Genomic DNA, 12,587 nt, shown 5'->3' on the forward strand with positions numbered 1-12,587 from the left:
GTCAGCTCGTAAGCCGTTGCGCCGCTGCCGAAATCCGTTCATCGGTCGCTGTCAGCGCCACCCTGACATGCGTGGTGCCGCGGGGGCCGTAGAACTCGCCGGGTGCGACCAGGATTCCGCGTTGCGCCAGCCAGGCGACGGTGTCCCGGCACGGCTCGCCGCGGGTCGCCCACAGATACAGCCCCGCCTCGGAGTCATCGACGCTCAGCCCGGCAGAACGCAGGGCGGGTAGCAGGACGTCGCGCCGCCGCGCATAGCGGGCCCGCTGTTCGCGCTCGTGCTCGTCGTCGTCGAGCGCGGCGACCATGGCCGCCTGTACCGGCGTCGGCACCATCATGCCCGCGTGTTTGCGGACGGCCAGCAGCTCGGCGACGACGTTCGGATCGCCGGCGACGAAACCCGCCCGGTAGCCCGCCAGCGACGACGTCTTCGACAACGAATGAACGGCCAGCAGCCCGGTGTGGTCGCCGCCGCTGATCGACGGGTGCAGGACCGACAACGGTTGGGTGTCCCAGCCGAGTCCGAGGTAGCACTCGTCGGAGGCGATCAGGACGCCCCGTTCGCGCGCCCAGCCGACGACCTTGCGCAAGTGGTCGGCGCCGAGCACCTTGCCGGTCGGATTGCTCGGCGAGTTCAGGTACACCAGCGCGGGCGTCTGCGGGCCTAGTTGGGTCAGCGAGTCGGCGCGCAGGAACTGCGTGCCGGCCAGGCGCGCGCCGACTTCGTAAGTCGGATAGGCGAGTTCGGGCGCCACCACCGCGTCGTCGGGACCGAGGCCCAGCAACGTCGGCAACCAGGCGATGAGCTCCTTGGTGCCGATCACCGGCAGCACCGCGCCGTCAGCCAGGCCCGAGACACCGTAGCGCCGCGCCAGCGCATTGACCGCCGCGGCCCGCAGCGCTGGGGTGCCCGCGGTGGTCGGGTAGCCGGGCGAGGAACCGGCCGCGGCCAGTGCCTGCCGGACGACCGGAGCTACCTCGTCCACCGGTGTGCCGACCGACAGATCGACGATGCCGTCGGGGTGTGCCCGGGCCAGCGCGGTGACGTCGGCCAGCGTGTCCCAGGGGAAAGCCGGCAGCGCCGCCGAGACGCGCTTACGAAGCCCGGCGCGAGCCGTTATCAGTCCTCACCTTGCGGCGGCAGGCTCTTGACCGCCTCCGGATCGTTGTCGGTCTGCCCCACCTTGGACGCGCCGCCGGGCGAGCCGAGCTCGGCGAAGAAGTCGGCGTTGATCTGGGTGTAGCTGCTCCACTGGTCGGGCACATCGTCCTCGTAATAGATGGCCTCGACCGGGCACACCGGTTCACAGGCACCGCAGTCCACGCATTCGTCCGGATGGATGTAGAGCATGCGGGCGCCCTCGTAGATGCAGTCGACTGGGCATTCCTCGATGCACGCCTTGTCTTTGACGTCGACACAAGGTTCGGCAATGACGTACGTCACCGTGTTCTCCTCAAGGTCTCCTCGATCTCCTGTCCGGTGGGCTGCCGTACGGGGTAGGGCATCTGAGCTCAGCCGCAAGTATCCGTCGCCGGTACCTGGACGGTCGTCTCAGTGTGCCCTAACTTCACGCGCAACCCGGTTTAGGGGTTGCGCGTGGTTACTGATACTAGACGTTGCACATACAGCTGCCCAACAGACACCCCGGATTCGCCCGGATCTGCTGGTCGACTGCTCAGCATCGCCCCTTGTCGCCTCCGACCTTGCTATACCTGCGGGATGGAACGCTGTGCACCTCCGGTCGACAGGACCGCTGTCCTGCATGTCCGCCAACTGACCGCCGACGAACTCGACGCCGTGCGCGCCGCCAAGAGGTTCTTCAGGGAGAGCGCCTGGGACGAGTGGCGAACCACGCAACCCCTCCGGTTCGAGGGGCCCAACGAGCGATTCGAGGTCCCCGCCGACTTTCCGACCGACCTGGTGTCAGTGCCCGGCGTGGTCGCCTGGTTCGTCCCACGCGCCGGCCGCTACGCGCGTGCGGCCGTGCTTCACGACTACCTCTGGCGCTTCCCCGAGCGCACGGGGTGCGATCGCCGGGCCGCCGACTACCGCTTCCGCCTGCAGATGCAACGCGATGGCGTGAGCCTGCTGCGTCGCTGGATCATCTGGGCCACGGTGCGGCTGTCCGCGATCTTGCAGGGCAAAGGTGGTGCGGGGTGGTGGAAGGACCTTCCCGGCGCGACGCTTCTCGTGCTGCTCGTCGCCGCGCCGATCATCGTCGTACCCGCGGCGGCGATCCTGGTTTCGACCGTGGTGTTCTGGCTGCTCGAATCGGCCATCGCGCTCGTGGTGCCCGACGAGACGCCACCACCGCTGCAGTTGAAGACCTGACGGTCACTCGACGGGCGCGAGCGACCCCGAATTGCACACCAATTGCGGCGTGTCGGGGAACAAACGCGGTCGCTCGCGCTGAAGGGAGCGCTGAGGTAGCTACGCGGCCAGTGGGGCGTACGTCGTGGAGCGCTGGCGGGCCGGGCGGCCGATGCCTTCGGCGATCGCGACGAGGTCCTCGACCGTCTTGTACGAGCCGAACTCCGAGCCGGCCATCCGCGAGATCGTCTCCTCCATCAGCGTGCCGCCGAGGTCGTTGGCGCCGCCGTTGAGCATCACCTGCGTACGCTCCACGCCGAGCTTGACCCAACTGGTCTGGATGTTGGCGATCCTGCCGTGCAACATGATTCGCGCGAGCGCATGCACCGCGCGGTTGTCGCGGTGCGACGGGCCCGGCCTGGCGCCGCCGGCCAAATACAGCGGCGAGCTCTGGTGTACGAACGGCAGCGGCACGAACTCGGTGAAACCGCCTGTGCGGTCCTGAATTTCGCGTAGCACCCGCAGGTGGCCGACCCAGTGCCGCGGCTGGTCGACGTGCCCGTACATCATCGTCGAACTGGAGCGCAGCCCGACCTCGTGCGCGGTCGTCACGACCTCGATCCACATCGACGTCGGCAACTTGCCCTTGGTCAGCACCCACCGCACCTCGTCGTCGAGGATCTCGGCGGCGGTGCCGGGGATACTTCCCAACCCCGCCTCCCGCAAGGAGATCAGCCACTCTCGAATCGACAGCCCACTGCGGGTGACGCCGTTGGCGATCTCCATCGGCGAGAACGCGTGCACGTGCATCGACGGCACGCGTTTCCTCACCGCGCGCACCAGATCGGCGTAGCCGGTGACGGGCAGTTCGGGATCGATGCCGCCCTGCATGCACACCTCGGTCGCGCCTGCGACGTGCGCTTCCCAGGCACGGTCGGCGACCTCGTCGACCGACAGGGAGTAGGCGTCGGCGTCGCCTTTGCGTTGCGCGAACGCGCAGAACCGGCAGCCCGTGTAGCAGATGTTGGTGAAGTTGATGTTGCGGTTGACGACGAACGTGACGTCGTCACCGACGGTGTCACGGCGCAGCGAATCCGCCAGCGCGGCAACGGCGTCGAGGGCCGGACCGTCGGCACACGCCAACGCCAGGTACGCGTCGTCGGACAGGCCGGCCGGATCCCGCTCGGCCGAGCGCAGCGCCGCCAGCACGTCGGTGTCGATGCGTTCGGGCGCTCGGGCGGCCAGTTCGGAGACCTTCTCGCGGATCGACTCCCAGTCGCCGAACGCACTGTCGAGGTCGCTGCGGGTGTCGGTGAGCCGGCCCGTCGCATCGATCGCGGAGTGAAGATCAGTGCGCCCCAACGACTCCGACGCCTCGTCGGGTTCCTGCCACGGTCGGCCCGCCGGGTTGACGTCCAGCGCGAACCCGGACTCGGGGTCTGCCAGCGCGTCGACGTGGCCCCGCACCCGCGGATCGATCCACGCCGCGCCCGCCTGCACGTATTGCGGTTGCGCGGTCAACCGCTGCACCAGGTCGTATCCCGCTTCGGCGGTCACCGTCGCCAACTCGTCGAGCGCCGGCCACGGCCGCTCCGGGTTGACGTGGTCGGGAGTCAACGGCGAGACGCCGCCCCAGTCGTCGACGCCGGCGCCGATCAGGGCCAGACACTCGGTGCGTGACACCAGGTTCGGCGGCGCCTGGATGCGCATCTTGGGCCCCATCACCAACCGGGTGACCGCCACCGTCGCCAGGAAGTCCTCGAATGCCGCGTCGGGGGTCGACGCCATCGCGGTGTGGTCCTTGGCGCGGAAGTTCTGCACGATCACTTCCTGTACGTGCCCGAACTCCTTGTGCGACCGACGAATCGCGTGGATGGTCTCGGCGCGCTCGTGAAGCGTCTCACCGATTCCGACCAGCAGGCCGGTGGTGAACGGGATCGACAGCCGGCCCGCGTCGGCCAGCGTCCGCAACCGAACCTCGGGGTCCTTGTCGGGGCTGCCGTAATGCGCCAGCCCCTTCGTCTCGAACAGCCGCCGCGACGTGGTCTCGAGCATCATGCCCATCGATGGCGCGACCGGTTTGAGCCGCGACAACTCCGACCAGCTCATCACGCCCGGGTTCAGGTGCGGCAGCAGGCCCGTCTCCTCGAGCACGCGGATCGCCATCGCACGCACGTAGTCCAGCGTCGAGTCGTAGCCACGCTCGTCGAGCCATCGGCGGGCCTCGTCCCACCGCGCCTCGGGGCGGTCGCCGAGCGTGAACAACGCTTCCTTGCAACCGAGTTCGGCGCCGCGACGGGCCACGTCGAGAATCTCGTCGGGCTCCATGTACAAGCCCATGCCCTGCGCGCGCAGGCGGCCCGGCACCGTGACGAAGGTGCAGTAGTGGCAGGTGTCGCGGCACAGATGCGTGACCGGGATGAACACCTTGCGCGAGTAGCTGACCGGTGGCCGCCCGGTCGCTCCGCGCCGCGCCGCGGCCTCGAGACCCGCGTCGCGCACCCGCGACGCGCTGGCGCACAGGTCGGCGAGGTCGTCACCGCGCGCGGTCATCGCGATCGCGGCTTCGTCGACGTTGAGCGCCACCCCGTCGCGGGCGCGCCGCAGCACCCGCCGCACAGCGGCAGGATTGGGTTGATCGGACTTCGGTGGGATCACCGGGTCGGGCAGATCGGCGCCGCGCTGAGGGTTCAGGGCCACTCCCCTGTAACCCCGGCGTCGACGCGAATCATCCCTGGCGACTCACATCCGGGATCCGCTTCGCCTGACATACGGGTCACCCTAGTCCCCGGTTCACGCGCCCCCACAGCACCGCCGCCGGCGGCAAGGTACCGAGCACGATCAGTAGCAGCGCCGCGTACTCCATGACCCCGGTCCCGCCGAACACGATGTCGTCTCCCGGCCCGCCCAGTGTCATCAGGGCCACCGTGAGCAGCCATGTCCACAACGGCAACGCCGCCACCCGCGGCGAAGAGGTCCAGTGCAGCGCAGCCCACACCAACGCGGCGTTGAGAAGGCCGGCGATCAGCGCGCTGATGGGAAACGGAACCGAGCCGATGCGTACGGGAAGGAATAAGGCCGCCGCGACCGCGCACAGCGCCCCGTCGACGGCCAGCAGCGTCAGCACGGCCACGCGTCGACGATCCGTGGTGGCGAACGTAGACGAGCTCAGGTCGGGATGCTGTCCAGCACTCCGGTCAGCGAGCCGATCACCCACTGAAGGCTGTCGAGCCGGTCCTGCCAGTGCTGCAGGTTGGGATCGAGGTCCTGATCCATGTGCCGTCCCTTCGTGGCGCCGCTGACTGCGGTGCAGCTTACTCCCCGCGGCACCGCTATTGAAGGTTCAGTCCGGCGAGCAGGTCGGTTTCCCAGCCGCGGTCGTCGCGTTCCCCGGGTGTGCCCGCAGCCAGGATGTAGTGCTCCACCGCGCCGACCGGTAACGCGATGTTGTTCGACAGCGCGAAGGAGCGGCCGTTCGGCGCGACGCTGATCTGCGTGGCGTGGGCGCGCATCGCCGCGACCTTGGCGCTCAACTGCGCGGGCGCGTCGATCATGGCGTCGATCGCGTCGTCGGGATAGCCGAACGGCACCTCGTCGACCGTCACCCGCGTCCACTCCGGCGGCGCGTCGTCGATCGCTGCGAGCCCCTCGGCGATCGCGGTCTTCGACGTCACCGCCCAGTAGACCTTCGGCACGCGCCACGGTTCACCGGCAACGTCGGTTGCGCCGGCTGCCCTGACCGCGGCCATCGTCACCTCGTGGCTGTGGACGTGGTCGGGGTGGCCGTAGCCGCCCTGCGGGTCATAGGTGACGACGACGTGGGGGCGCAGCTCGCGGATGACCGCCACCAGCGCGCCGACCGCCTCGTCGGGGTCGGCGTCGATGAACCGCTGATGGTGTCGTAGCGGCGTGCCCGTCATCCCGGAATCGCGCCAGCGTCCGGCCCCACCGAGGAACTCCGGTTCGTCGATCCCCAGCGCGCCCAGGGCCGCGGTCAACTCGCCGATGCGGTATCCGCCGAGTTGGTCGGCGGCGTCGACGGCCAGACCTGCCCACCGCTGGCCGATCACCTCGCCCTCCTCGCCGAGCGTGCACGTGACGACGCGCACCTGCGCACCGCGGGCGACGTAGTGGGCGATCGTGGCGCCCGTGGTCAGCGTCTCGTCGTCGGGGTGGGCGTGCACGAACAACAGCCGCCCGGTGGCGCGGTCAACCGTGTTGGGTTCCATTCGCACCAGCTTGCCTGGCCCGATAACGCTGTGCTGCAGGTGCTACGGCTTGGTCTTCACCCATTGGCCTGCGTCGCCGACGATGCCGACCGGCACGGCGCCCGACAGGCTGACGTTCTGGACGCTGGGGCCGGCCGCCACGATCGTGGTGTCCTGCAGGATCGGCAACACGGTCGCCATGTTCCACAGCCGCGGTTCGACGGCGGTGATCACGTCGGCGATGTCCGCCGAGCCGTCCAGCGCGGCGTCGATCTTCGGCTGGATGCTGCGGTCGCAGATGCCGGTGATGTTGCTCGGGGCCTGGACGAGCTCGCCCGGTTCGGGCGCCGGACTCGGTGTGGTGGCGGTCGGCGTCGGCCTCGGCGCGGTCGGCGCGGTGGCGGTCGGCGTCTTCGGCGTCGTCGCCCCGGGTTGCACCGTCGCCACCGGCGTCGCCTCCAGCGCCCGGCAGCCGTAGCGCGACGCGAGCGCGGTGGCGAGGTCTCCGCCCGCGTGCCGCCACCCGACCACCGCGTCGACCCGGTTGTTGGTCAGCGCGTCGCCGTAGAGCACCACGGGGTCCAGCGCCGACACCGATGCCGTGATGCCGACGTTGCGCAGTTGGTCGGCGGCCGTGTTCGCGACGGCAACCGAGGTCGGGTCGTTGGCCGCCACCCCGATCACCAACGACAGCGGCACGCCATCCTTGGCGATCCGCCCGCGGTCACCGTCCGGCGGCGGGGCGCCGGGGGTGGGGGGCGCGGTGGTCACGACGGGCTCCAGCTCATAACCGGCGTCGGCGAGCAACCCGAGCGCGTCCTCTTTGGCCATGGCCGGCGGGGCGGTCGGCACGTAACCCGGATCCGACGGCGACCGCACCTGCGCCTGCGCCAAGGTCACCGTGTTGTCGTCACCAGCGCCCACAGACGCGAGAAGGTCGACGTCGAGCAGACCCAGAATCGCCTTTCGGACTTGGGAATCCGCCAATGCGGGTTGCTGGGCCCGCAGGGTCAACTGCATCACACGCGGAGTGACGATCCGCGCGGTGCGCACGTCGGGGATCGCGGACAGTTGCGCGAATGTGGCCGCTCCGCCGTGCACTTGGGCGACCTGCGTGTCGCCGTTGCGGATCGAGTCGGCCAGCGCCGCGGAGTCGCCGCCGCGACGCAGCAGAACCAGGTCGGGCTTGGCGGGTGGACCCCAGTACCGGTCGTTGCGGGCCAGCAGGATCTCGTCGCGCTGCGGGTCGATGTTCTCCACCCGGAACTGCCCGCCGGTGACGGGCAGGGTTCGCGCCAGCCCCGCGGCGAAACCGCCGGGCACGTCCTTGACGATGTGGGCCGGAAGGATGTCGTTGAACAACTCGCGCCACGCCGGATACGGCTGCGAGAACGTCACGACCGCGGTCTTGCCGCCCTCCACCGACTGCACGCCGGTGATCAGGTCATAGCCCGCGGGGTCGACGACGCCGGGCTGGCTGACCATCTGCTGCCACAGGTACCAGTAGTCGTCGGCGCCGATCGGCGCATTGTCGGTCCACGACGCCTCGGGCCGGATCTTGTAGGTGACCGTGAACGGGTCCTCGCTCGTCACCTCCGCGGACTCCAACAGCGTGGGGTCCATCTCCCAACGCGACCCGGTCGGCGTCTTCGGATCGGGAATGGGCCGGAACGAACTGGGCAGCACCAGCGCGCTGATCGCCGCGTTGACCGGCGACTGGTCGGACAGCAGGTGCGGATTGAAGCCTGGGCCGATCCAGTCGATCGCCATGATGATCTGCGTCGCCTTCACCGGCGGAGGCGCCGTCGTCTCCGAGGTGTCGGTGCTCTGCGGCGCGGGCGGCGGGCTGACGGTGCAGGCAGCTACCAGTGTCACCATCGCCGAAAGTGCAACGATGATGCGTAGGGGTCCCGACACGGTGTTCAGGGTATCGGCAGCGCCGGCGCCGCTCGGCCGGGCGACATTCAAACTCAGCCCCGGGCTTTCGCCCGCGCCTTGGCACGCGCACGCAAGCTGGCGTTCAGCTCGACCTTGCGGACGCGGACGACCTCGGGGGTCACCTCCACGCATTCGTCCTCGGCGCAGAACTCCATCGCTTGTTCGAGGGTCAGTTCCAGCGGACGGGCCAGCGTCTCGATGACGTCTGCCGTCGAGCTGCGCATGTTGGTGAGCTTCTTCTCCCGCGTGACGTTGACGTCGAGATCCTCGGCGCGCGGATTGATGCCGACGACCTGTCCCTCATAGGTGTCCTGCCCGGGTTCGACGAAGAACTGGCCGCGGTCGGCAAGCTGGATCATCGCGAACGGTGTGATGCTGCCGCTGCGGTCGGACACCAGCGACCCGCTGTGCCGGGCGCGGATCTCACCGGCCCACGGCCGGTAGCCGTCGAACACCGCGTTGGCGATGCCGGTGCCCCGCGTCAGCGTCAAAAAGTCGGTGCGGAAACCGATCAGCCCGCGGCTGGGCACGATGAAGTCCATCCGCACCCACCCCGCGGCATGGTTGGCCATGTCCTCCATGCGGCCCTTGCGCGCGGCCATCAGCTGGGTGATGGCGCCGACGAACTCCTCGGGGCAGTCGATGGTCATCGCCTCGAACGGCTCGTGCAGCTTGCCGTCGATGGTGCGGGTGACCACCTGCGGCTTGCCGACGGTCAGCTCGAAGCCTTCGCGACGCATCTGCTCGACGAGGACGGCGAGCGCCAACTCGCCACGGCCCTGGACCTCCCAGGCGTCCGGCCGGCCGATGTCGACCACCTTGATCGACACGTTGCCGACCAGCTCCTGGTCCAGCCGGTTGCGCACCATCCGCGCGGTGAGCTTGTGGCCCGACACCTTGCCCGCCAGCGGCGAGGTGTTGGTGCCGATCGTCACCGAGATCGCCGGCTCGTCGACCGTGATGCGCGGCAGCGCGTGCGCGTGGTCGGGGTCGGCGAGGGTGTCGCCGATCATGATCTCGGGAAGGCCGGCCACCGCGACGATGTCTCCGGCCGTGGCCACGTCGGTGGGATTGCGTTCGACGCCGACGGTGGCCAGCAGTTCGGTGATCTTCGCGTTTGTGACGACGGGCACGCTGTCCACCTCGCGCATCCAGGCCACCTGCTGACCCTTGCGCAGCTTGCCGTTGTAGATGCGGACCAGCGCCAGACGACCCAGGAACGCCGACGCGTCGAGGTTGGTGACCAGCGCCTGCAGCGGGGCTTCCGGATCGCCGCTGGGCGGCGGGATGTGCTGCATCAGGACGTCGAACAGCGGATCGAGGTTGGTGCCGTCGGGGTTCTCGCCGTTGGCGGGCTGCGTGGTGCTGGCGATCCCGGCCCGCCCCGACGCGTACAGCGTCGGCAACCCGAGTGCCTCCTCGGCGGCCTTCTGCGCGTCCTCGTCGAGATCGGAGGCGACGTCGAGCAACAGGTCGTGACTGTCGGAGACCACCTCGCCGATCCGCGCGTCCGGGCGGTCGGTCTTGTTGACGACGAGGATGACCGGCAGGTGCGCGGCCAGGGCTTTGCGCAGCACGAACCGGGTCTGCGGCAGCGGGCCCTCGGACGCGTCGACCAGCAGCAGCACGCCGTCGACCATCGACAGGCCGCGCTCGACCTCACCGCCGAAATCGGCGTGTCCGGGCGTGTCGATGACGTTGATGATCGTCACGCTGCCGTCGGTGTGGTGACGGTGCACCGCGGTGTTCTTGGCCAGGATCGTGATGCCTTTTTCCCGCTCGAGGTCACCGGAGTCCATGATGCGCTCGGTGGCGTCGTCACCACGGTGGGTCAGGGCGCCGGACTGCCGCAGCATGGCGTCGACCAGGGTCGTCTTCCCGTGGTCGACGTGTGCCACGATGGCGACGTTTCTAAAGTCAGGCTGCGAATTCACTTCCGAATTATCCCAGTGCGGTCGGCCAATCACGAAAACGAGAGATTCCCGTCACTTGAAGCCCAGCAAGCTCGCCGACCTCAAGCCGAAGAAGAAGTGCTGCCGAAGCAAGCCGCGGTGCAAGCGCTGTCCGGTCGTCGTACACCAGGTGCGCAAGGCTGAGCGAAACGGCATCCGGGGCAAGCATCTGGCGAAGGTGCACAAGCGGGCGCGGCGAGCTTGAAGACGCCGAGACTGCGTACAGATCGCGAATTCTGCGCGACATGCGACCTGTGCGCAGTCTCGATGCATGAGTTAGTGCGCGAGCGCCTGCTTGAGTTCGGCCAGCCACGTCCGGTCGGCGGGTACCCAGGCAAGGTCGTCGAGGTCACAGACGCCGATCCAGCGCAGGGCGCGATGGTCGTTGGGGTGCAGGGTCCCGCCGGCCTGGGTGACGAGGTAAGCGCGCAGCACGGTGGTCGGGTTGAGCGCGACGTCTCCGCCGAGGCGCGCGCCGACGCGCACGACGACGCCGAGTTCCTCGTGCAGTTCGCGGGCCAGCGCGGCTTCGTCCGTCTCACCGGCCGCCACCTTGCCGCCGGGCAACTCCCACAGGCCGGCCAGCTCGGGCGGCCGGTCGCGCTGGGCGACGAGCAGCTGCGGGCCCGAAATGAGGGCACCGGCGACGACGATCTGGTTCGGCTTCGGGGTCAACACTGCGGCCGACGGTATACGGTCGAATCCATGGCTGTGTTGACCGACGAACAAGTGGACGCCGCACTGCCCGACCTGCCCGGCTGGGAGCGCGCCGAGGGCGCCCTGCGGCGCTCGATCAAATTTCCCGCATTCCTCGACGGTATCGACGCGGTGCGCCGGGTGGGCGAGCACGCGGAGGCCAAAGACCACCATCCCGATATCGACATTCGCTGGCGGACAGTGACTTTCGCGTTGGTCACGCATTCTGCGGGCGGTATCACGGATAAGGACGTCGAGATGGCCCGCGACATCAACGCGATCGTCGACCAGTAGCCAGTCCGATCCAGCCCAACGTCGCCAGCGTGGCGACGATATAGATCAGCCCCGCCCACGCCAGATACCACGGTCTGGAGATCTCCCAGATAGTCGGCTGCGCGAAACTCAGCAGCCACGGCAGCCCGATCAGGGTCAGCGCGAGCCAACCCCAGCCCAACGCCCGCGCGCCCAACCGGCGGCGCAGCGGCCCGTGCAACAACCACATCATCAACGGAATCAGCCACACCCAGTGGTGTGTCCACGAGATTGGTGACAGCAACAGGCCGAACAACTGCACCACCACGATCGCGCCCAGCCGATCCGACGCCCCGCCGATCGCGCGCCACGCCAGCACGGCCAACACGGCGGTCAGTGCGATGCCGCACAGCACGGCAGGCCCGTAACCGGCGTCGTACCCGAGGATTCGCGACACTCCGCCCCGCCACGACTGGTTGAACGACGTGCCGATCGGGCCGACACGATCGGCGTCACCCAGCAGTTCGGTGAAGTAATACCGGGTCTCGTCACCGACCACCAGCACCGAAACACCCACCGTGGCAAAGAAAACGAGCGCCGAGAACGCCGCCGCACCCCATCGCCGCGCCCCGACGAGATACAACCCGGAGATCGCCGGCGTCAGCTTCACCCCGGCCGCCAGCCCGATCAACAATCCGGACAGCCACCAGCGTGTGCTGTACACCGCACCGAGGACGGCCAGCGCCAGCAACACGTTGATCTGGCCGTAGTCGAAGGTGCTGCGCATCGGTTCGATCCAGATGCCGACCGCCGTCCACAGCATCGCCAGGCGCCGATCGCCGGCGCCCAGCAGCCGCTGACTGATCCACACGACGCCGTACAGCGCGGCGATGATGCCGAGTTGCCATAGGAACGCGACGAATTCGAACGGCAGCAGGTGCAGCGGATAGAACACCACCGCCGCGAACGGCGGATAGGTGAACGGCAGCGGAAAGTCCGGCGTCTGGTCGGCGTAGACGTAGTCATAGAGCGCGCCGGGGTGGTCCAGCGCACCGGCACCGCCGACGTAGACATGCAGGTCGACGAAGTTCGCGCCGTTGGGCACCAGGTAGGTCCACGCCAGTCGCGCGGCGATGCTGACAACCAGCAGCACCGGCGCCGCAACGGCCAGTCGGGCGGGCGTGCGCGGCGGTGACGGATCGGCGCTCGTCGAGGTGTCTATCCGCCCGAC

12 protein-coding genes are annotated in these 12,587 nt (G+C 68.9%); 3 read left to right on the plus strand and 9 right to left on the minus strand.

Going from position 1 to position 12,587, the window contains the following annotated elements:
• Window position 1 precedes the first annotated feature (1 nt).
• Together dapC and fdxA are read right to left on the minus strand one after the other, a co-directional pair.
• Complete coding sequence (dapC, locus tag AU185_RS11145) at window positions 2–1,120, minus strand: succinyldiaminopimelate transaminase (RefSeq protein ID WP_082683841.1); 1,119 nt, start codon at window positions 1,118–1,120, stop codon at window positions 2–4.
• Complete coding sequence (gene fdxA / locus AU185_RS11150) at window positions 1,120–1,443, minus strand: ferredoxin (RefSeq protein WP_059097893.1); 324 nt, start codon at window positions 1,441–1,443, stop codon at window positions 1,120–1,122. The genes dapC and fdxA overlap by 1 nt, the downstream gene beginning before the upstream one ends.
• Before the next feature lie 276 nt (window positions 1,444–1,719).
• On the opposite strand from fdxA, the gene AU185_RS11155 reads away from it, so the two are divergent.
• On the plus strand, window positions 1,720–2,331 hold the full coding sequence (locus tag AU185_RS11155) for a DUF1353 domain-containing protein (RefSeq protein ID WP_059097894.1): 612 nt from the start codon (window positions 1,720–1,722) through the stop codon (window positions 2,329–2,331).
• A 99-nt stretch (window positions 2,332–2,430) separates the two neighbouring features.
• Here AU185_RS11155 and AU185_RS11160 read toward each other — a convergent pair whose 3' ends face one another.
• The 5 genes from AU185_RS11160 to typA all read right to left on the minus strand — a co-directional run bounded on the left by AU185_RS11160 (window position 2,431) and on the right by typA (window position 10,390).
• On the minus strand, window positions 2,431–5,010 hold the full coding sequence (locus AU185_RS11160) for a bifunctional FO biosynthesis protein CofGH (RefSeq protein ID WP_059097895.1): 2,580 nt from the start codon (window positions 5,008–5,010) through the stop codon (window positions 2,431–2,433).
• A gap of 76 nt (window positions 5,011–5,086) precedes the next feature.
• On the minus strand, window positions 5,087–5,527 hold the full coding sequence (locus tag AU185_RS11165; protein ID WP_502687762.1) for a hypothetical protein: 441 nt from the start codon (window positions 5,525–5,527) through the stop codon (window positions 5,087–5,089).
• Window positions 5,528–5,642: 115 nt separating this feature from the next.
• Window positions 5,643–6,539 (minus strand): N-acetyl-1-D-myo-inositol-2-amino-2-deoxy-alpha-D-glucopyranoside deacetylase, encoded by an 897-nt coding sequence (gene mshB / locus AU185_RS11170; RefSeq protein WP_059097896.1) that lies wholly within the window; start codon window positions 6,537–6,539, stop codon window positions 5,643–5,645.
• Window positions 6,540–6,581: 42 nt separating this feature from the next.
• The gene (locus AU185_RS11175) at window positions 6,582–8,396 is read right to left on the minus strand and encodes an ABC transporter family substrate-binding protein (protein WP_059098395.1); all 1,815 of its coding nucleotides are present in this window, start codon (window positions 8,394–8,396) and stop codon (window positions 6,582–6,584) included.
• 92 nt (window positions 8,397–8,488) lie between these two features.
• On the minus strand, window positions 8,489–10,390 hold the full coding sequence (gene typA / locus AU185_RS11180) for a translational GTPase TypA (protein ID WP_059097897.1): 1,902 nt from the start codon (window positions 10,388–10,390) through the stop codon (window positions 8,489–8,491).
• Between the two features lie 55 nt (window positions 10,391–10,445).
• Between typA and AU185_RS25100 the strand changes: the two genes are divergently transcribed.
• A complete protein-coding gene (locus AU185_RS25100) occupies window positions 10,446–10,613 on the plus strand; it encodes a hypothetical protein (RefSeq protein WP_156425481.1) in 168 nt (55 codons plus the stop codon).
• Between the two features lie 71 nt (window positions 10,614–10,684).
• Here the strand turns inward: AU185_RS25100 and AU185_RS11185 are convergent, their stop codons facing one another.
• Window positions 10,685–11,086 (minus strand): (deoxy)nucleoside triphosphate pyrophosphohydrolase, encoded by a 402-nt coding sequence (locus AU185_RS11185; protein WP_286131918.1) that lies wholly within the window; start codon window positions 11,084–11,086, stop codon window positions 10,685–10,687.
• 27 nt (window positions 11,087–11,113) lie between these two features.
• On the opposite strand from AU185_RS11185, the gene AU185_RS11190 reads away from it, so the two are divergent.
• Window positions 11,114–11,398: a 4a-hydroxytetrahydrobiopterin dehydratase gene (locus AU185_RS11190; RefSeq protein WP_059097898.1), complete on the plus strand. Its 285-nt coding sequence runs from the start codon at window positions 11,114–11,116 to the stop codon at window positions 11,396–11,398.
• On the opposite strand, the gene AU185_RS11195 is transcribed toward AU185_RS11190, so the two are convergent.
• Window positions 11,376–12,578 carry a mannosyltransferase gene (locus tag AU185_RS11195; RefSeq protein ID WP_082683842.1) on the minus strand — a complete coding sequence of 401 codons (1,203 nt, stop codon included), beginning with the start codon at window positions 12,576–12,578 and terminating at the stop codon, window positions 11,376–11,378. The two genes, AU185_RS11190 and AU185_RS11195, sit on opposite strands and share 23 nt — an antisense overlap.
• Between the last annotated feature and the right edge of the window lie 9 nt (window positions 12,579–12,587).

Source organism: Mycobacterium sp. GA-0227b, assembly GCF_001499855.1.
In the GTDB taxonomy this organism is placed as follows: domain Bacteria; phylum Actinomycetota; class Actinomycetes; order Mycobacteriales; family Mycobacteriaceae; genus Mycobacterium.